The sequence below is a fragment of the Rhodospirillales bacterium genome (assembly GCA_016710335.1).
In the GTDB taxonomy this organism is placed as follows: domain Bacteria; phylum Pseudomonadota; class Alphaproteobacteria; order Rhodospirillales; family Defluviicoccaceae; genus JADJXQ01.
The window spans coordinates 1-19,542 of record JADJXQ010000027.1 but is presented as its reverse complement, the minus strand read 5'-3'; the positions used below and the strand labels follow the sequence as shown (position 1 = coordinate 19,542).

Sequence of the window (19,542 nt, the reverse complement as noted above, 5' to 3'; positions counted from 1 at the left end):
AGTGGCACTTCTCCCGCTTGCAGAAACGTTAAATGGTATCGCCCGCACACGCTGGGTAGCGGCGCTCACCGATGTATTTAGTGTCTGCATCAACGAGCTGCACATTTCCGTAGCTTGCATCACCCCTGCCTTCGATGAGTGCTGCAAAGAGAGCTTGAATCGCAGGCGGCAGCAGAAGGTCGTCAGCATCCAAGAAGAGCACATACGCGCCGGCAGCCAGGGCAAGGCCGCGATTTCGAGCCGCAGGTGCCCCCCTATTTGGCCCTGTCTCCCAGCGTATGCGATCGCCGTACGACTTGATCACCTCGAGGCTGCCGTCGGTCGAGCCGTCGTCGATGACGATGACTTCGGCGTTCCGATAAGTCTGCGCCAGGGCGCTGTCGATCGCCTCGCCGACAAACGCCTCGGCGTTCCAGCATGGAATAATGATGGAGACGAGCGGCTCAGTCATGGCGACGACTGCAAAGCTGCGCTATCAGTACGAGCGTCAACTGAGGGCGGGGCGAGGCCCATTTCTCTATCATATCCTCTTCTCAAGGATTGCCTTCAAAGCAGGTGCCTTGACACGAAGACGGCGTTCACCCGTCTCAGGTTGGGTAACGGAGGATAAGCCTCCGCGAACTGGTCATACAGCGCGAACACCCGATAGCCGTGCGGTTCAAGAAATTCCGAACTTTCGAAAGGCCGGTGGAACTTGTTGTCGGGGCTCATGCTGCACTCGCACTGTACCAGGTCCAGGCATGCGCCATGGATCATCCGGCGCCCTCCTTCGAGAACTGCGAGATCGTGACCCTCCGTGTCGATCTTCAAGAAATCGATATGTTCTACATCCCATTGCTCGCAGTATGAATCGAGCGTTGTTATAGAAACAGTCTCAGCACCTTCTGATTTCACGCCATAGGGCAGCTCGGTCAAGGCATCCTCTACGTAAGACATTGTCGAGTTGTCAGTCATGTTGAGGCTGATCGAGCCGATCTGATTGCCAAGAGCAAGTTTGTTGCAGACGATTTGGCTGTTCTTATTGTATCGCGCTTTTAACAATGAAAACATTTCTGCGCTCGGCTCGAAGCACCATATGCGAGCGCCTGTAAATTCCTTCAGGTACTCGTCAGTAGACTGCCCGACATTCGCACCGACGTCGAATACCTCAGCGACCGTAAGGTTGCATAAGTACTTTTTGAGATCGTAGAAGAGATCGGCACCTCGAGGTAGCTGTCTACTGACAAAAATTCCTCCTCGATTTCGAACCAGCTTTTGGCGGCTTGACGGATGGGGTCACCTCGTCCACCTCGTCCATCGGAGTGCGCCACCGGGAAATCCAGAAACTATTCTGCCATAAGCAATGGCATGATCAACAACAGGCTCGACCATTATCCTCCAGTACGAATCATCATCCAAGCTGACAATAGGAACGACAGATAGCTGAGGCCGAACATTGCGATGAGGAACACGCTTCCGGTCGGGTGAGCTACTCGAACAAGCTGCGCGACACAGGCGGCAAGCACCCCGGCGCCCACGGGAGGGGCAACAGCCAACGCGATCTCGGTGACCGATAAAACCGTCCTCGCGCTGCCCACCATAGCCAAGGAAGGTGAGGATCGCGGATGCCGCCGAGTACGCTACGGCGACTCAAACTCCGTACTGCACACCCAGACCGAACGCTGCGCAGAACCATAGTGCGGCGGGAATGCCGGCCCAGAACAGCCGTCGTGTAGTACCTAAGGAGGCATAGATCCAACCGCCGGAAGTGTAGATGGGCTGAACAAGTATGCAAACCGACAGGGCCTGCAAAATCGCTACTACCGGTTCCCATTTGGCTCCATACACAACAAGAACCAAGGGCTCCGCGGACAGATACAGCAGACACGAGAACGGTGTTGTTACGACCACTGTAGCGGCCAAAGACGTAAGATACAGTCTCTTCCAGCGGGCCGGCTCTCCTTGAGCACGACTCATAGCGGGCACGACTACCGCCGAGAGGGGCCAAGCGATTGCCGTCAGCGGCATCATGAAGAGCGCGTAGGCGCGGGTGTAGAAACCCAATTCCGTCGCATGCCACCGCCACCCGATAAGCACGTTATCAAAGCTGCGATGGAAGTAATTCAAAAAATTAAACCCTGTCAGGTAAAGTCCGAACCGGAGCGCTGGCGCCGCGTGTCCCCAGTTCTGCGTCAGGCTTGGCCGCCAAGGACAGAGTATCCACACCATCACAACCGTAACGACAACAGCGGCCCATCCCTGTATGACAAGAGCCCAATACCCGAGGTCGGTTTTCCAGGCCAAGGCTACCGCGGCAGTTGCTCCTGCCACTTGGCTTAAGATTTCAATCGACTGCACCGACAGCCACCGCATGCCCCGTTGAAGCAGGGCGAGATGCTGAGCCCCGGCGGCGGCAATCGGGAGCGGTAGAGCCAAGGCCGGTATGATCCACTTTAATCGCGGTTCATCGTACAGGGAGGCGGCCGTTGGAGCCGCAGCGATGGCAATCGCCAAAGACCAACACCGATCGCCACATTCAACAGCCAAAGTGCGCTCGACCGTATCTTGGTCGATTACCTCGCGCTGGACGATTGCTGCGGAGAGCCCAAGGCCCGAGAACAACCCCACGAAGGAAGTAACGGTCGCACCCATGGCAATTAGCCCGAAATCCGCCGGAGCGAGAAGGCGCGCCAGGATTGCTGCCGTCACTAACGCTAGCGCCATCTTCGCTGCTTGAGCGGCAGGGCCGATAATGCCGCCTTGAGCCGCGCGTCGGCCTGGGGTCGACCGAAAGATGATCGGTTACTAGGGCTTTCGCGTTCCTGTCCGCGCGGCTTACATCAGCATTACCTTTACGCATGATCAAATCCAGGAATCGCATGGCGAAAAATCGCTAGCATCTCTCCGTCGGCAACTAACCACACGAGATATGCGCCGCCGGTTCGGACTGAGGACGTGCGCCGAAGCCGCCGAAGCCGGGTAGTCGATCCGGTTAGATGTGACCGATCTGACTTGGCAAGCCCAGCGGCGGGACGAATTGTCGTACTTGGTGGGTGCACAAAGTGTAGAAGCTGTCACCGAGTTTATCCATTTCCCGACCGGCGTCGAGAAGCCGGTCTTCTTCCGGTTGACCACCGGCTCCGGCAGCGGAGTGACGGGAGCAACGGAAAGCAGGTGTTTGCCATTGTGCCGCCATGCGACCGAGGCCGGCGCAAGGCGCCTGACCAGTCTCGCGTCGACGAGCGGCACCCGCACCTCCAGGGAATGGGCCATGCTGGACCAGTCGGTGTCGCGCAGCAACTGGTTGCGCATGTAGAGGGCAGACTCGAGCGTGGCAACCTTGGCGAACGCCGTGCGAAGGCGGGGGGTCAAGGTGCCGGCGATGTGCCGGAGCGGGTCGAGGCGGCGCAATCCTTCCCTTGCCATGTCCGCACCCATCACCGCCGTCAACTCCCATGGCATGAACAGGCCGCGGCGAAGGAGATAGGCACCGGCATAGCTGCCGCCGTATTGCATCAGCCCTGCCGTCTTGGGGTGACTGACCGGCGCCAGCCGGTTGACGCCCGACGTCAGATGCCGGAATGCGGTTCCGAGCATCGGCACGCGCGAGGGGACCAACACGCGCACCCAGCGGGGATGTCGCGGAACGAGGATAACCGCCCAACAGTTCATCGCCGCCGAGACCGGAGATGGCGACCTTGAGCCCGAGTTCGCGAGCCGCCTTGCTTACGAACCAGGTGTTGATGCCGTCGATGGTCGGCTGGTCCATTGCTTCGAGGATCCTGGGCAGGTCTTCGGAACTCCGCCTCGGTGACGACACGTGTCGTGTGCCGGGTGCCGTACTGGCGTGCAACCTGCTCGGCGAGGGGCGCTTCGTCGTCGTGCCGGCCGCGGAACTCGCCGAACGCCAGCGTCACCGTTTGGATGTCCGCCTGACCGGCATCGCGCATGAGGCCGACAAGCGCGCCGGAGTCCACTCCCGCCGAAAGAAAGGCTCCGACGGGAACGTCGGCGACAAGGTGATGACGGACACTGTCGAGGAGGACGCCGCGGACGTACTCCCGCAATTCGTCCCCGTCGAGCCGGAGCGGGTTGACCTCCGCCCGGCAATACGTTTCGGCGATGGAGTGGTAGCGCTTCGGTTCGCGCGGCCCAAGGGTGTCGACCCACATCGTCGTGCCGGCCGGAACGGCGCGGATCTCCTGCAGGGTCGTGAAGGGCTCGGGAACGCTGCCGAACAGATAGTAGCCAACCCAGCCTGCCGGGTCGGGGTCCTTCGAGACCTTGCCGCCGACCATGAGCGCCTTGACCTGGGATGCGATGCGCAGAGTCCAGCCGTCGTCCGCGTAGTAGAGCGGCTTGATGCCGTACGGTCGCGAGCCAGCAGCAGGGCCGCCCTGTCGACGTCCCACAAGGCGAAGGCGAACATGCCGCGGAGATCGTGCACCATGTCTTCGCCGTTCTGGGCGTAGAGGTGGAGGAGAACCTCGGTGTCCGACCCGGTGCGAAACACGCGGCCTTTTGCTTCAAGGTCCTTTCGCAAATCGCGATAGTTATAGATCTCGCCATTGAAGGTGACGATGAGCTTGCCGTCGGCGCTACACATCGGCTGGGCGGCGCGGTCGGAGAGGTCTATGATGGAGAGACGGCGGTGTCCGAGGGCGATGCGGCCGTCCTCCGCATGCCATTCACCCGACCGTCGGGTCCACGCGCCGACATGTGGTCGCGGATGCGTCTAAGCTCCGCGCGATCCACCCGGGCGCGGCGTAAGCGAGGCAAAGATGCCCGCTATGCCGCACATCGCCTCAGACAGAGCCAGTTCGCTGTATACGACAACGGGAAGTTTGCGGAGGTGCGAGCCGAGGAAGCCGGCACCCGCCGGCGACGAGCCCTGCCTTGGCGTCCGCGCGGGCGCGGGATCGGTCGGGAGTGATTGATCGAGGTTCATGGGGTCTTTCGGATGATCGGCCGAGGTTCGGCGCGGGCGCATCGGCTGCCGTGCCTGCCCCACGCTACCGCACTCCGGGTGAAACGGGGTTCACCGGAGTGCGGGCGCTCGCACTTTATTTGCCGCCGGAATCGTTGGCGGGTCGTCGTACGTGTCTCTCGCGCCGCGGCAGGGCCTCGGCGCTCAGGGGACCGTGCGTTCTACACGGATCGGGTCACGTCGCCGGCGGTCCGTCCCTCTTCACGCGACGCAGGGAACAACACCGGATCGCCGCGCCGGCGTCGCCGTCCATTCTGACGGGTTGAGCGGCGCTCCTGACGGAATGGCGGTGGCGGCGAGGGCGGGGCAGGCCGGCAGCAGGTCGCTTTCGGCGTCGGGCTGGGCCACGGGACCCGCGCCGCGGGTTGCTGCGGCCGCGGATCGGGCGCCCGGCGCAACCGCGGCGGCGAGGGCGGCGAACCAGCTTCCGGCGAAGCGGAGCAGCCGCTGCAGGGCTGCAGCGACCGGGACGGCCGCGTCCGCCGGCCGTGGCGCCTGATCGACGCTGCGGCGGGAGATGGTGACAAGGCCGAGGAGGACCGCGCCCAGCAGCCATTCCGCCGGCAGCTCCAAGGGCAGCGGCGTCGACGCCGGGTCCGAAGCGACCGCGGCGGCGGCGCTCGCCGGATCCGCGATCAGCGTGCCGACCGTCAACGTGTCGTTGCCGCTCGCGAGGCGGAGCGTCTCGTCACCGCACGCGAGGCGGAGGCTTCCCGGCGCAGTCGGCGCCGCCACAAGGGCCAGGTCGGCGGTTGCCGCGCCGACACACACGGGACCCGCCTGCGTTCCGGCGCGCGGCTCCGACGGAACCCGGCGCACGCGGACAGCCCCGGCCGGCGTCGCGGCCGCCTGAGCCGCAACCGCGACCGGCGCCGCCCGCTCGCCGCGCTCACCAACTAGTTGTGCATTGGCAGGAACTGATGCCCCATTTGCAGGCATAAGCGGATAGACGCACGCCAGCACCGCGACGGCGCAGACAGAAAGATAGACACTCATGATCGCCCCCGTCCTCTAGCCCATCCTTGTTCTTTGTGTTGGCCGCCGGCTCCTTTTGCGCCAAGTCGGCAGGTAGTTGCGGCTCAGTCGGCGCCGTTCCAGACGGAACCGCCAACAAGCCTTCTCATCAGTGGGCCAGTTTGTACCGCACCGGCGAAGATAAAGCAACAGCCTTCTCGGCGCGCACCACGGTCGCGGCGACGCCTGCTGCCCCGCCCGCGCCGGCCGTAACGCCCTGCTTGCACAATGCCGACGTCATGCCACTAATGCGAAAGGATCGCAACTGACCGAAACTCAGCGGGACACTGGGCCGGCGGCGGTGCCGCGCCGCCAAGCGCGGCGAACGCCGCCGGCAGCGCCCGCCAGTGCAGCGGTGGATCCAAAGAATTCACCGCTGATATTCGTAACCTATTGATTCGATTGCATGTTCCATTCGGGATGAGGCACACGAGTGGGTCGGTGAACTAGACTAGCTGGGCCTGTATACTGGATCAAACGGCTCCGTACCCTCAAACGGACACAGGGACGGGTTTCTCTTCCCGGCGAGCGGATTCCCACTTCGGTCTATTATTCCGCGGCGCGAAGTGCTACGACCTTGTTCTTGCGTGCGCAGGGAGGGCGTTCAGCCATCGCCAGCAGAAAGGGTCGACGCCGCGGCAGGCCAGCGTACGGGAGTGGCTTCGCGACGCCTGCAGGGGGCCACTGGGCCGGCTGAGCGATAATGCTTTTGATATTCAGTTTCATCATTGCGCTCTTCGCGAGCTTCGTGGCGCTGCCGCTGTTGATGCGGCTCGCGTGGCGGCTGCAACTGGTGGACGCGCCGGGCGAACGCAAGGTCCACGCCAGCGCCGTGCCGCGCTGCGGCGGGCTCGCCATCGTCGGCGCGGCGCTGGTGCCGGTGTTCATGTGGGCGCCCATGGACGATGCCCTGGCCGGCTATATCGCGAGCGCCCTCGTCGTCGTCGCCTTCGGCGTCATCGACGACTTCCGCGGCATGAACGCGTGGAGCAAGTTCTTCGGCCAGGGCATCGCCGTCGCGGTGGCGCTGTCCGCGGGGATCGTCTTCGAGGTCCTGCCGTTCTTCGGGATGGACCCGGCGCCGCCGTGGGCGACCTATCCGGTCACGGCCCTCTTCCTCCTCGGCGTCACCAACGCCTTCAACCTGTTCGACGGCCTGGACGGCCTGGCCGGCGGCTGTGCGGCGTTGAGCCTGCTCGCCGTCGGGGTTCTTGCCGCACAAGGGGACGGCTTCGGCTACGCCCTGATCGCGGCCGCGGTGATCGGCGGGATCTTCGGCTTTTTGCGCTTCAACACCCACCCGGCCAACGTCTTCATGGGCGACGCCGGCAGCCAGTTCCTCGGCTTCACGGTGGCGGTGTTGAGCGTGCTGGTCATCGGGCGCGCCGATCCGGCGCTCAATCCGGCACTGCCGTTGCTGCTCCTCGGCGTACCGGTGGTGGACACGCTGATGGTGATGACGGTGCGGCTGGCGGAGGGGCGCTCGCCGTTCAGCGGCGACCGCAACCACGTGCACCACAAGCTGCTGGACGTTGGATGCGCTCACTACGAGGCGGTGGCGGTCGTGTACGTGATCCAGGCGTCGATGATCGCGGCGGCGTTCGTGCTGCGCTACGCCTCCGACCTGGCGGTGGTGGGCGCCTTCGCGGCGTTCGCCGTCGCCGTGCTGGCGCCGCTGGTCTGGCTCCGGCGGGTGCGACGACGGGGCCCGCCGCCGCCGCCCGGCGCGCCGACGGCAGAGCGCCGGAACCTCTGGCTGCGGCGTCAAACGTGGCTTGCCCCGACCAGCGTCGCCGCGGTTCGCTACGGGATCGTCGGCTTCATGATCTGCGGGGCCTTTGCGCCGCTGCCTTACGACCAGGGTTTCGGGTTGGCGGTGGCCGGCGTCGGCGTGCTGATCGTCGCCGCCGGCCTGGTCCGCCCGCTATCGTCGGCGACGGTGACGCGGGTCGCCGCCTACGGGGCCGCGGTCCTCGTCGGCTACCTGTTGGTGCGGTGGTCGCTGGTGTCGGCGCCCGTGGCCTGGGCGGTCGCCCTTTACCTCACCGCCCTGTGTGCGGCGCTCGGGGTGGCCCTCAGGGTCAGCCGCCGCGATCTGTTCCGGGTGACGCCGCAGGATCTCCTGGTCCTCATGTTCGCCATCGCCGTTCCGAACCTGGCCGGCGACGTGCTGAGCGGGCAGCCAATCGTCAAGGTTGCGCTGGTCCTGATCATCCTGTTTTATGCCAGCGAGTTCGCCATCGTCCGCGACGACCGGGCGCGGTGGACGATCGCCCCGGCGGCGTTCCTGTCCCTGGGATCATAGGGCTGCGCGGCGTGCTGGGATGAGGCAATCAGGCTGACGATGAACGGCGGCGGCATGACCGGGCCGGCAGGGGGCGCGTGCGGGAAGCGTCCGCGGCGCATGCCGCCGGCGGCGATGACGGGCGCAGCGGACACGGGCGGGAAGACGAGACCATGAAGGACGATATGCGAGGACTGCCGGCGCCGGCGCCGGGACCGCTGCCGGCGAACGTTCCGCTGCCGCGGGAGGCGCCGCGGGAGTACCGCGACTACACCGAGGAGGAAGACGATTTTTCCCTCCTCAGGATCGCCCAGATCCTGTGGCGGCGGAAGGTGTTCATCATCGCCGTCGCGCTGGTGCTGATCACAGCCGCGCTCCTCGTGGTCAGCCAGTTGACGCCCCGGTACACGGCGGAGGTGCTGCTGCAGTTCGCCCCGCCGCAGACGAAGTTCGTCCAGATGGACGCAATGGTCGGCGAGTCGGCGGACGGCGCCTCCCGCTCCATCGACCAGGCGATCCAGACCGAGATCGAAATCCTCAAATCCCGCGACCTTGCGGAAATCGTCATCGAGCGGCTCGACCTCATCCAGGCCTGGGAAGAGCGGGCGGCGGCGGCACGGGAGCGATCCTGGGGCCGCGTCCTCGGAGAATGGGCGCTGTCGATGGTGGCGCTGCTGCCGGCGGACATGGCCGACCTCGTCAACACCTACATCGTCGGCGAAGTCGAGGATGTGCTGCCGGAAGCCAGCACGGGCGCGATGCCGCAAGAAGACCACCCGATGATCATGGCGGACGCGGTGGGGCGCTTCGACTCGTCGCTCAGGGTGTCGCGAGCCGGGATGTCGACCGTGCTGGAGGTGTCGTTCACGGACGTCGATCCGGGGCTGGCGGCGAGCGCGGCCAACGCCCTCGCCGACGCCTACATCGACATGCAACTGGCGGCGAAGACGCTGGCGACCCGCCGCGCCGAGGCGTGGCTGACCGACCAGGTGGAGGAGCTGCGCGAGATCGTGCGGACATCGCGCGACCAGGCGGAGATCTACCGCGAGCGCTTCGGGCTGGTGGAGGAGAGCGACCTGGTCATCCTCAAGCAGGGCATCGACCACGTCAACGCGCAGGTGTTCGAGGCGCGCGCGGCGTTCGCCGCCGGAGAGGAAAGGATCGACTTCTTCCGGTCTCTCCTGAAGGCGCAGGACATCGAAGCGCTGATCTTGAACATGCCGACGCCGATCGTCGAAGTCCTGTTCCGGCGCGCGGCCGAGCTCAAGATCGAAAAGGCCAAGATCGACGCGCTCTATTCCTTCGATCATCCGACGTTGGCGGCGATCGCCAAGGAGACTGCGGAAATTCGCAAGTTCCTTCTCCAGGAGGCCACTACGTACCTGGAGACGCTGAAGAAGAACCTGGCCGTCGATCAGCAACGGGTGGTGCGGCTGGAGCAGGAGATCGAGGCGCTCAAGACCCAGATCAACGAGCTCGGCAAGGCCAAGGTGGAGCTGCGGGCGTTGGAAAGCGAGGCGGACGCCAACCAGGCCATGTTCGAGACGTTCCTCACCCGCGCCAAGGAGGCGCGGCTGCAAAGCGAGATCCAGGAGGCGGACGCGCGCATCGTGTCCCAGGCGGTCACGCCCGGAAAGCCGTCGTGGCCGAACAAGACGCGCATGCTGAGCATCAGCGCGCTGTTGTCAATCATTGCCGCCTGCGGCCTCGCGCTGCTGCTGGAGAACCTGCAGAAGGGCTACAGGGCGCTGGAGGACCTGGAAAGGGACACCGGCCTGCCCGGGCTCGGGATTATTCCCAACGTCAAGGAGTTCGGCGGGCGCAGCACGGCGGCAGACTTCGTGCTGGAGCGGCCGAACTCGGCGTACAGCGAGTCGCTCCGCACGGCCCACACGGGCGTGCTGCTCTCCAACGTGGACACGCGGGCGCGCAGCATTCTGGTGACGTCGTCGGCGCCCGGCGAAGGCAAGACCACGTTCGCCGTCGGCCTCGCCCGCCTGCTCGCCCGCGGCGGCAGCCGGGTGCTGCTGATCGACGCCGATCTGCGCCGCTCCCAGTTGCACAAGACGTTCGACGCGCCGAAGGGACCGGGACTGGTGGAGGTGCTGCTGGACGGGGCGCACTGGCGGGAGGCGGTGCAGACCGACGAGCCGTCGGGCCTCTGGTTCCTCACCGCCGGCGATGTGAAGGTGCCGAGCCCGCAGGACGTGCTGGGCTCCGAGCGCATGGGCAACCTGATCTTCGAGGCGTCGCAGGAGCTGGATGCGGTGATCGTCGACACGCCGCCGGCGATGGCGGTGTCGGACGCCAGCGTCGTCCTGCAACATGTGGACCGCGCCGTCTACCTGGTGCGCTGGGGCGAGACGCCGCGGGACATGGTGGCCCAGGGACTGAAGCAACTTCGCGGCGGGCGCGCGAAGGTCGCAGGCGTGGTGCTGTCGATGGTCGACCTGCGTAAGAACGCAAAATACGGGTATAGTAGCTCAGCCTACTACTACTACGGCAGGTACTCCAAGTACTACAGCTCCTAGCGCAGCGGCCTCAACGCCGGGCGTCGCCGTAGTTCCAGGACTGGGCGCAGCCGACGCCGAGCAGCAGGAAGAACAGGAACGCAACGCCGGGAATCTGCAGGCTGAAATCCACCAGCGAGTGCAGGCCGAGCTGGAGCACGGCGGCGACGGCGATGGCCGGGATGTAGCGGTCGCGCCGGCGGCGTCGGAAGCCGGCGAAGCAGAGGATGCCCAATGCGGCGACGCTCGTGACCAGGCAGGCCGCCGCCGGGATGCCGAGTTCGACCGCGTTCTCCAGGTAGCTGTTGTGGGCGCGCTTGAGGCCGACCAGTTCGCCCTCGGGATCGTAGAGGCGGATCACTTGCTCGTAGGTGCCGAGCCCCGTCCCCAGCCACGGCCGGTCGGCGATGGCGTCGACGGTGGTCGCGAAGATGCGGAGGCGAGAGTCCTCCGCGGAAATGTCCTTGAGGCGCTCTGAGGTCCCTCCTCCGCCCAGGAACAGGAACGGCACCAGCAATGTCGCGGCCGCTGCCGGCGCCAGAACGGTGGCGCGCCGCCACCGGGACTCTGATTCCCTGCGACGAAGCATGAGGACGAGGGTGCCGACGGCGGCAACCGTCGACAACAGCCCGCCGCGGGACTGGGTCAAGAGGACGGAGCCGAAGATCAGGGCGATCACCAGCAACAGGACACCGCCCCGCCCCAGCAGCCACTCCACCAGGATCTCGCGCCGTTCGCGTTCGTCGCGCCCTGATTCGTTCTTGCGGTCGAGCTCGATCATGAACACCGCAACCGCGCACAACAAGCCGAGCCCGGCGAACGTCGCGTATGAATTGCGGTTGATGAACGTGCTGGTGACGGTGCCGGCGCCGCTGGGGTTATCGTAGGTGAAGGTCGAGCCGCTTCCCAGAACGACGGCCGCGAGGCCATAGAACGCGAATACGGCAAGGACGTAGGCAGTGACGCGGACGGCGAGTTTGGCGTTGTCGCGGCTGCGTCCATACTGCAGCGCTAGCCAGAACACGCCGGCGTATATGAGGAGGCGGGTCACCCCCACCATCGCGGCATCGGGATTGACGGCCACGGCGCCAGGCAGCGGCTGGCCGAGCGCCTCGGCGGCGAGACGCCAGATCGGGTGGCTCCAGGCGGGCGCGACCTCCGGCCATGACTGAACGGCTGCCCAGAGGATGGCGGCGGAAAACGGGAGGATCGCCCACCAGATGGCGGCGGCCGATACGGCGACGCGGCGCCTTCCGCGAATCACCTGGACGCTCCACACGAGAATCAGCACCGCAATAATCACGCCGACCAGCGACCACGTCCATTGCAGGACGGCGCCGAACGGCACGGACGCCAGTAGCACCGTAATCAGCAGAACCAGGAACGGACCGCGCGAGCGGCGCCGGGATGGAGAGGCATCCACCCGCGCGCCGCCGGATGGGTCCGGCGTGTCCCGCGGCTCCGCTTCCGGCGCCGGCGGTTCCGCCTCATCCGGCGCGGCCGGCGCCGCGTCGACGCGGGCTGTCGCCTGGGCGTTCGTTACCACGTCGCGCCCGGGTCCGGCGTGTCCCGCGGCTCCGCTTCCGGGTCCGGCCACTGGCTCTCGAAGATCGCCTCGATTTCCCCGTTGCGGACCGCATCGTCACCCAACGCCGTCTGCAGGACCGGAAGCGCCTCCAGGGACGCGGCGCGGAGGGCCAGATCCTCGGCCAGGTGCCGCGGCTCGCGGTCCCAGGTGCGGCGGATATGACCCTCCAGAGTCGCCTCCTCCGCGTCGCTCCAGTACGGCTCGGAAACTAACGCCAGCTCCGCCACTGCTACGGCCTGCGACGCTAGTCCCGGGCCCGTCAGCGCCGCCAGCCCGGCGGCATGCGCCACGGTCGACCACGTCTCCTCCGCGGCGTCCTCCATCAGAATGCGCAGCTCCTGATTGATTCCGAACTGGAGCCAGAGGTCAGGCCGCAGCGGCGCGCGCCCCAGGCTTTCCTCCAAAGCTTGACGCTCCTTCTCCATGAGCTCGGCGCGCGCGCTTGAGCCTTCGCGGAACTCCGCCGCCAGCACGTAGCCGGTCGCAAGGCCAGCCCAGGCGTCAGGCGCTTCCCGCCACGCCAGCGCCCTGCGGTTGGATCGGACGATGGTGACGACGTCCTCGGCGCCGAAGGGTGCGCCGGTGACCAGCTTGTCAAGCGCCGCCTCTCCGCTCCGACCGGCAAGGGCGCTGCCGAGGATGGGGACGCACAAATAGAGGATGACCGATGCCAGCGTCAGGCCCAGCGCGGCGGAGCCGACCGCGCCGGCCTTGGAGACGCCGCCGGTCGTCTCGCTGCTCCGGAATCGGCGTTGCGCGGACCGCGGCCGTTGGTCACCCTCGGGCGCCGGCCCGTCGACCGCCTCGCGGTTCGGTGATCCCGGCGCGTCGTCGGAATTTTCGATCGGCATCACTCAGAGATGACTGGCCGGAAGACGGGCCAGAAGATTGGCCGGAAGAATTAACTCGACGCAGGCGGTCCGGCCGCGCGAGCGCCAAGTGTTCCCAGGCTCAGGACGGCTCAGGACGCCGAAGCGGATGACCGCTTCGACGCGCTCTGAACCGGGCACTCAGCTGGAGGCTTCGGTGGCTTCACTACAGTATGACGGCGCCGGCGCAATGGGACTGGCACCGAACCGCACAAGCTTGCGTTCGTTCTGCCGCAATTTAGCCTGGATGTTCTCCAAATCTCTGCCGAGGTTGAACCGGCGCTCGCAGCGGTCGATCAACTGCTGCCGCTCCCTCATCAGCTTCACGATGCGCTTGTCCGGCGGTGGCGGGCGAGTGTCCTCCGGGTCACTCCCCCCGGCCGAAGGCGGCTGCGTTCCCGGTGTCGGCAGGCTGTCTTCCGGTTCATTATTATACTGCGCGGAAGCTGGTGAACTCGCCACGACCGCCCCATAGGACAGCGCCGCCGCGACCAGCATGAACAGAAATGGCCGTTTAATCATCGTCCGCCCTCCTCGAAGGTAGCAGTGGTCCTATACCAACTTTTCTGCTTATTGAGAAGCATCATTGCACGTCAACGCGGAGAAAGCAAACGCTGGGCACGGCCGATAACAGAACGATCCGAGCCTTCAGCACGTGGTTCTGCGGACGGTTCCGGTCGCCGACCACCGCCGCCAATCGCGCACGTTCCTCGGCGGTCACGATCTGAAGCCCTTATCCACGGACGAGGCGCAGCGCGCCGACGGCTGCGTCAGCGAGGTCGAGCATACGGGCGACGTAGTGCTCGCGGGCGGCGAAGCCCGGCCCGTCGTCAGCGAGGAACTCGCGCTCGAGGCTGTCGATCAGACGGCGCAGGCGACGCTGATGCAAGCCGAGCAAGGTCTGGACCGGATCCGCGACGAGGCCGGCGAATGCCGCCGCGAGCGCCCCCGTGGCGATCAGGCCGGCGGTCGTGCCGGCGACGAGCGCAGGCGACGCGGCGGCAGGGAACAGGGCATACCAGGCCCAACCTGCCGTGCCAAGCCGAGAGGAAAGGCCGCGACCGCGGCGTTGTGGGGCGAGGGCCGCGGCGAGCGACGGGCCGAGCGAGACCATGCCGGGGGTCAGCTTGTCGAACGCCGCCGCGCCGGCGCCGAGGGTGGCAAGTGCGGTTGTCATTTCGGCGACAGCGGCGCGGGTGCCGGCATATTCCGAGACCCCCGAGACGAGTCTACGCCCGACCACGCCGGTGTCGGCTGCGGCAGCCCGCGCTGCGATCAGCGCTCGCACCCGGGGAGAGGCGAGAATGGCCTCGGCAAGGGCGTCGCGCCCGGACGAGCCGTCGGCATCCTGCCAGGGCAACTCCAGCAACTCGACCACCACCAGCCGTTCCACCTCGCGCGCGGCGTCGCTGCGAAGAAGGATGCGGCGCGTCGCGAGCCACTCCGCGCTCCGCCTTCGTCCGGCCGCCCGGGCGGCCCGAGCGCCGAGGCGAACCGCGACGAAGATGGGCGCGAGCGCGATATTCGCCGGCGCACGGACGACGTCCCAGCCCAGCGCATGACGATGAAGGGCGAGCGATCCGCGGAGGCCGAACCGCCGGCGCACGAAGCCATCGACCCGATCGCGTCGCGCAGCGAAATAATCTCGCGCCGCCGCCGTGACGGCAGCGCGCGCCGCCGCCGCGTCACCTCCCTCAATGGCGCCCACAGCGTCCATTCCCCGCGCTCCGTCGTCACCATCTGGAAATCTGGCACGAAGAACGTCAGCCACAAGATGGCACCGGCGACCGTCGTTTATAGGGATTCGTTGGGCCGGTCGGCCTCCAGAAGATAATGGATGTCAAAGTGCAATCGACGGGCATTCCTCGCGGCGCGGTCAGGCGATCCGGTGAAAGGGCCGTCGGTATCGGCCTCGGCCAGCGCTGTTTCCGCGCTCGAGGGGCTGTTCGAGGATCGCGACGTGGTCTGCTCCTCCTTGGCGAAGTCCCCGGCAATCCCGCGGATCTCTTTATCAGGCGAGGTCGCGGCGATGTGATGGTAGAACTCGAACCCCAGCTTTTCCCCGTCCAATGCAGCCCGCATCGCGTCGACACGAGAGAGGCGCGCATTGCCGGCCCATAGCGCGGTCTGCTCGGGGGTAACCAGATCCGGCCAGACATGCTCCTTCGGCAGGAGAGCGGTGACGTCCCGGTCGCCCAGGAGCGCCTTGACCTCGTCGCGATGGAGGCGCGAATAGGTGGAAAGCTTGCGGAAGAGGTCCGCGACCTCATCGTTGCCGCAGCCCGCCATGGCCTCCGCGAGGTCGTCGAAATGAATCGCCGCTTCGTCTTCGACCTTGATGGCATACGCCAGGAATTCGTCGACGGAGCCGATCTTGATCCCGCCGGCAAAGATCCCTGCGGCGATCGACATGGCCGGCTTCCTCGCCGGCAGCGTTTCGTCGCCGCCAAACGCGACCATGATGTCTTCGTCGCGGATGAAACAGTCGCAGAAAATAGTCGGATACCGCGGCGGGGTGCCGTCGCACTCTGGTCACCTGGATCTCGTGCCGGGTAATCTTGCCCGTTCGTTTCAGGACTTCCTTTTCCTTCTCGGTCAAACCGATCCCGTAACGCACGGCGGGATTGAGATGAGTAACTTCAACCACGCATGAACCGCATTCCCCGTCGCGGCAGTCGAACGGGATCGGGATCTTGTGGGATCGCGCCACGGAAAGGATGGTGCCGCGGTGCCCCGCAATGGCATACAGACGAGCGTCCTTCGCCATCATCGGTGACGAGAAAGTCACGTTGGCCATTCGAATGCTCCTGCTCTCCGGATGATGCGCCTCTTGGGTTCGCCGCCGCGCGCAACCCGGCACAGCGAACGCGGACAAGCGCCGCAGCTCAGTCAGCAAGAAATCCGCTCAAGTGGCAACCGCAGGATCCTGCGTCGATATGAGCCGCGGCGTGATGGCGACAGAATTGTCGTCTTCGGCCGTCCCTCCGTCGCGTTGCCGACATCCACGGTTCCGCAGCCTTTGCCCGAATGATGAGCATGCCACCACGGTCTGCGCTAATTTCTGGCGCGCGCCATGCGCCGAGGTTTTCCGTGTGCATCTAAGGCTCTGATCAACCGCGCGATTATTTGCGCGGGTCTGCGGCACGCGTATTGCTACAGAAAACGAAAGACTTGCGCAGGACGAAGGTGCAACGAGGAACGTTCGAGGCTCCCGGGACAGTTCGCCATGTAGCCGGAGGTCGGCTGCTGAGCGATCTGGGCATGGTGCTTGACGTCAACCTGATGCGATCCGGCGCCGATGGCTGGATCCTTGTCTGCGAGGCCGCAGTCAATGGACGCCAACAACGCAATGAAGACGTCCCTGTCGCTCGTCAGCATGTACGAAATCAGAAAGATCCCGACATCGACCGTAGACTTGCAGGCGCAACGGCGTGGCGTGCTCAATCTGTTGGCGTCGTATATGGAAATGCAGCGCGGCATCGTCGCGATCACCGACGGCAAAGGCTCGCTGCGCATCCTCGCGGCCGCAGGGCTGTCATCGTCGGCGGTCAACGACGGCGCCGCCGACATGCCGGCGGAGATCGCCGCGCGCATCGTCGCCGGACAGGCGCCATTCGTGACCGAGAACGTCGCTGACGATCCGCTTCTCGCCGAGTACGTGCGGGTGCCGAGCGTGCTCGAAGACGAGACCGTCTCGTTCATCGCCGGGCCCGTCAAGACACCAAGCACCGTTCGGCTTCTTGCCGTAGCGCGCGTGCGGCGGAGACATGTTCTCGTGAGCATCGGCGAGGACATCCGCTTCCTGACCATGGTCGCCAACCTGATCGCGCAGACGGTTCGGCTGCACGAGGGCATGAATCCCGCCGAGCGCGAGCCCGACGCGGAGTTCGCCGATCTCTACGTTCCATCCCGCGCCGCAGCGGCGGACGCCGAGTACCGGCTCGACAACGTGATCGGCGCCAGCCGTCCCATGCAGGAGGTGTTCGCCCAGGTCCACCTCACGTCGTTGACCCGATCGACCGTGGTGCCCGCGGCGAAAGCGGCACCGGCAAGGAAGCCATCGCCAGGGCGGTGCATACGCCCAGAGCCCACGCCGGCGACCGTTCGTCAAGGTCAACCGCGCCGCCGCACTCCCCGGACACCTTGCTCGAGTCCGAACTGTTACCCCGGCCACGAGAAAGGCGCCTTCACCGGCGCCACTCGCCAGCGCAAGGGGCGGTTCAGATTGCCGACGGCGGCACGCTGTCTCTCGACGATCGAAGGGCGACGTGTCTCGCGGCGTTCCAGGCGAACGTCGCGGGTGCCGCAGGAGCGTGAGTTCGAGCGGGTCGGCGGCAAGTCGACCATCCAGTCGACGTCCGCCTGGTCTGCGCCACCAACCGCAACCTGAGGAAGCCGTCGTAAGCGGTGAGTTCCGCGCCGATCTCTACTACCGTATCAACGTCGTCCCGAGCCGTTCATCCTGCCTCCGTGAGCGGCGCCCGGACATCCCGGCGTTCGCCGAACACTTCAGCGCCTTCAACGCCGAGAACGACCGCACGCTCGAGTTCTCCGACCAGGCGGTCAACGTGTTCACCTCCCGCGACTTCCCCGGCAACGTCCGCGATTTCGAGAACTGCGTCTCACCGGGCGGCGACCTTGTCCCGCGGCGACCGGTCATCCCGACATGATCGACTTCGCGTGTCAGAGCGAGCGTTGCCAGTCGCCGCGCTCAAGGTCCGGAAACGGCGCCACGCGAGCGGCGGTCGAGCTGGAGGACCGTGGCCGGCGACCGCCCGTTGTCGGCGAACTGCCGCCGGACGGTCCGGGCCTCGGACGGCTTCGCCGGCGTTCGACGCCTTGTCCCCGCGCGAGCGCTTGATCCTGTGTGATGGAGAAGCGTCGGCTTGGTTCGGGCTAAGGCCTGCAGGCAGTTGGGATGACCCCGCGCCAGGTCGGCTACGCGCCCGGAAGCACGGCATCGAGATCAAGCGTTCAGAAGGCGCCCGCGGTCCGCAGTGTCGGATGTCCGATGAGCACACTGCTGACAGATCGGGAAAGCCCGGCCAATCAGTTAAACTCCTATTTTGCAGGAGAGAGTTTATGGCGTGGCATGACCCGCCTGCAATATTCAGTGCCATTACTGCAACCGCAAGTACGACTGCGCCAACGAGAGCCGGCCGGGCGTCGTCAGCGAGACCCTGACCCCCGAAACCGCGGCACGAAAAGCGGCATGGGTAGCATCGCAGGTACCGCAGCTTTCCGTCGTCGGCATCGCGGGGCCCGGCGACGCCCTCGCCGATCCGCGCCGCACGTTCGAAACCTGCGCGCGCATCGCCGAGGCGCTGCCCGACGTCCGGTTGTGCCTTCCACGAACGGCCTGGCCCCACTCGATAACCGCCGAGGCGATCGTCGCCCACGCCATCGACCACGTGACCATCACCATCAACGCCATCGATCCCGCCATCGCTGCCCGGATCTACGCCTGGGTATCGTTCGACAAGCGGCGGCGCACCGGCGAGGACGCCGCGCGGATCCTGATCGAGCGGCAGCTGCTCGGCCTCGACGCGCTGATCGCCGCGGGGGTCCTGGTCAAGGTCAACTCGGTGATGATCCCCGGCATCAACGACGCGCACCTGAAGGACCTGAACACCGAACTCAACGCGCGCGGCGCGTTCCTGCATAACGTGATGCCGTTGATTTCCGACCCGGCGCATGGCACCCACTTCGGCCTGACCGGCCGGCACGGCCCCACTGCGGTCGAACTGAAACAGGTGCAGGACGATCTCGCCGGCGGCGCCAACCTGATGAAGCACTGCCGCCAGTGCCGCGCAGACGCCGTCGGCCTGCTTGGCGACGACCAGGGTCCGGCGTTCAGTATCGACCGGCTCCCGGCCGAAACCGCCGTCGACCACGAAAGCCGCCGCGCCTACCGCGCCGTGGTCGAGCGCGAGCGCAAGCACCGCGACGCCGCCGCGTCGGGCGTCACGGATGACCTGAGCCGGGTGGCGACCGACGAGCGCCGGCTGTTCGCGGTCTGCACCAAGGGCAGCGGCCGTATCAACCAGCACTTCGGTCACGCCCGCGAGTTCCAGATCTATGAGGCGGACCGCGACGGCGTGCGCCGCGTTTTGGCTGACCGCCGCGCCGCCCAGTACCGCCAGGGCGGATATGGCGAAAGCCGAAACGATGGATCGCCGCCATCGCGCTGCTCGCGCGACGCATCTGCCTGTTCTTTGCGCCCGCATCGGCCACGGTCTGCGCGAGCGCCTGACGGCCGCGCCGTGGGGATCCGCGCAATCGACCATTGCGCCCATGAGTACATCGAAACG

Annotated in this window: 12 protein-coding genes and 3 pseudogenes; 5 read left to right on the top strand and 10 right to left on the bottom strand. The window is 66.0% G+C overall.

Annotated elements, in window-relative coordinates; genetic code table 11:
* Positions 1 to 28 precede the first annotated feature (28 nt).
* From IPM60_18070 to IPM60_18050, 5 genes and pseudogenes are all read right to left on the bottom strand, one after another.
* The gene (locus tag IPM60_18070; protein ID MBK8909688.1) at positions 29 to 451 is read right to left on the bottom strand and encodes a glycosyltransferase; all 423 of its coding nucleotides are present in this window, start codon (positions 449 to 451) and stop codon (positions 29 to 31) included.
* 95 nt (positions 452 to 546) lie between these two features.
* On the bottom strand, positions 547 to 1,251 hold the full coding sequence (locus IPM60_18065) for an FkbM family methyltransferase (GenBank protein ID MBK8909687.1): 705 nt from the start codon (positions 1,249 to 1,251) through the stop codon (positions 547 to 549).
* Between the two features lie 378 nt (positions 1,252 to 1,629).
* Positions 1,630 to 2,703 (bottom strand): lipopolysaccharide biosynthesis protein, encoded by a 1,074-nt coding sequence (locus IPM60_18060; protein ID MBK8909686.1) that lies wholly within the window; start codon positions 2,701 to 2,703, stop codon positions 1,630 to 1,632.
* 138 nt (positions 2,704 to 2,841) lie between these two features.
* A pseudogene (gene asnB / locus IPM60_18055) lies at positions 2,842 to 4,780 on the bottom strand (asparagine synthase (glutamine-hydrolyzing)).
* Positions 4,781 to 5,167: 387 nt separating this feature from the next.
* Positions 5,168 to 5,962, bottom strand: a complete 795-nt coding sequence (locus IPM60_18050; GenBank protein MBK8909685.1) for a hypothetical protein — start codon at positions 5,960 to 5,962, stop codon at positions 5,168 to 5,170.
* 721 nt (positions 5,963 to 6,683) lie between these two features.
* Between IPM60_18050 and IPM60_18045 the strand changes: the two genes are divergently transcribed.
* Both IPM60_18045 and IPM60_18040 read left to right on the top strand, forming a co-directional pair.
* Positions 6,684 to 8,285 carry an undecaprenyl/decaprenyl-phosphate alpha-N-acetylglucosaminyl 1-phosphate transferase gene (locus tag IPM60_18045; protein MBK8909684.1) on the top strand — a complete coding sequence of 534 codons (1,602 nt, stop codon included), beginning with the start codon at positions 6,684 to 6,686 and terminating at the stop codon, positions 8,283 to 8,285.
* A 77-nt stretch (positions 8,286 to 8,362) separates the two neighbouring features.
* Positions 8,363 to 10,795, top strand: a complete 2,433-nt coding sequence (locus IPM60_18040) for a polysaccharide biosynthesis tyrosine autokinase (protein MBK8909683.1) — start codon at positions 8,363 to 8,365, stop codon at positions 10,793 to 10,795.
* Positions 10,796 to 10,805: 10 nt separating this feature from the next.
* Here IPM60_18040 and IPM60_18035 read toward each other — a convergent pair whose 3' ends face one another.
* From IPM60_18035 to IPM60_18015, 5 genes and pseudogenes are all read right to left on the bottom strand, one after another.
* Complete coding sequence (locus tag IPM60_18035; GenBank protein ID MBK8909682.1) at positions 10,806 to 12,320, bottom strand: O-antigen ligase family protein; 1,515 nt, start codon at positions 12,318 to 12,320, stop codon at positions 10,806 to 10,808.
* Entirely contained in the window at positions 12,314 to 13,216 is a 903-nt protein-coding gene (locus IPM60_18030) for a hypothetical protein (protein ID MBK8909681.1), read from the bottom strand. The genes IPM60_18035 and IPM60_18030 overlap by 7 nt, the downstream gene beginning before the upstream one ends.
* A 156-nt stretch (positions 13,217 to 13,372) precedes the next feature.
* The gene (locus tag IPM60_18025; GenBank protein ID MBK8909680.1) at positions 13,373 to 13,753 is read right to left on the bottom strand and encodes a hypothetical protein; all 381 of its coding nucleotides are present in this window, start codon (positions 13,751 to 13,753) and stop codon (positions 13,373 to 13,375) included.
* Between the two features lie 211 nt (positions 13,754 to 13,964).
* Positions 13,965 to 14,948: pseudogene (locus IPM60_18020) on the bottom strand (hypothetical protein).
* A gap of 77 nt (positions 14,949 to 15,025) precedes the next feature.
* Positions 15,026 to 16,028 (bottom strand): annotated as a pseudogene (locus IPM60_18015) (2Fe-2S iron-sulfur cluster binding domain-containing protein).
* A gap of 534 nt (positions 16,029 to 16,562) precedes the next feature.
* Between IPM60_18015 and IPM60_18010 the strand changes: the two are divergent.
* The 3 genes from IPM60_18010 to nifB form a co-directional block, all read left to right on the top strand.
* Positions 16,563 to 17,621: a sigma 54-interacting transcriptional regulator gene (locus IPM60_18010; GenBank protein ID MBK8909679.1), complete on the top strand. Its 1,059-nt coding sequence runs from the start codon at positions 16,563 to 16,565 to the stop codon at positions 17,619 to 17,621.
* Positions 17,545 to 17,901, top strand: a complete 357-nt coding sequence (locus IPM60_18005) for a hypothetical protein (protein ID MBK8909678.1) — start codon at positions 17,545 to 17,547, stop codon at positions 17,899 to 17,901. Before IPM60_18010 ends, IPM60_18005 begins: the two co-directional genes overlap by 77 nt.
* Positions 17,902 to 18,339: 438 nt before the next feature.
* A partial coding sequence (gene nifB, locus IPM60_18000; GenBank protein MBK8909677.1) for a nitrogenase cofactor biosynthesis protein NifB occupies positions 18,340 to 19,542 on the top strand: 1,203 nt, incomplete at its 3' end.

Bases quoted from the DNA above. Each gene is read 5' to 3' on its own strand.
- IPM60_18070 (MBK8909688.1), bottom strand. From the start codon at position 451: ATGACTGAGCCGCTCGTCTCCATCATTATTCCATGCTGGAACGCCGAG.
- IPM60_18060 (MBK8909686.1), bottom strand. From the start codon at position 2,703: ATGGCGCTAGCGTTAGTGACGGCAGCAATCCTGGCGCGCCTTCTCGCT.
- IPM60_18050 (MBK8909685.1), bottom strand. From the start codon at position 5,962: ATGAGTGTCTATCTTTCTGTCTGCGCCGTCGCGGTGCTGGCGTGCGTC.
- IPM60_18045 (MBK8909684.1), top strand. From the start codon at position 6,684: ATGCTTTTGATATTCAGTTTCATCATTGCGCTCTTCGCGAGCTTCGTG.
- IPM60_18025 (MBK8909680.1), bottom strand. From the start codon at position 13,753: ATGATTAAACGGCCATTTCTGTTCATGCTGGTCGCGGCGGCGCTGTCC.
- IPM60_18010 (MBK8909679.1), top strand. From the start codon at position 16,563: ATGGACGCCAACAACGCAATGAAGACGTCCCTGTCGCTCGTCAGCATG.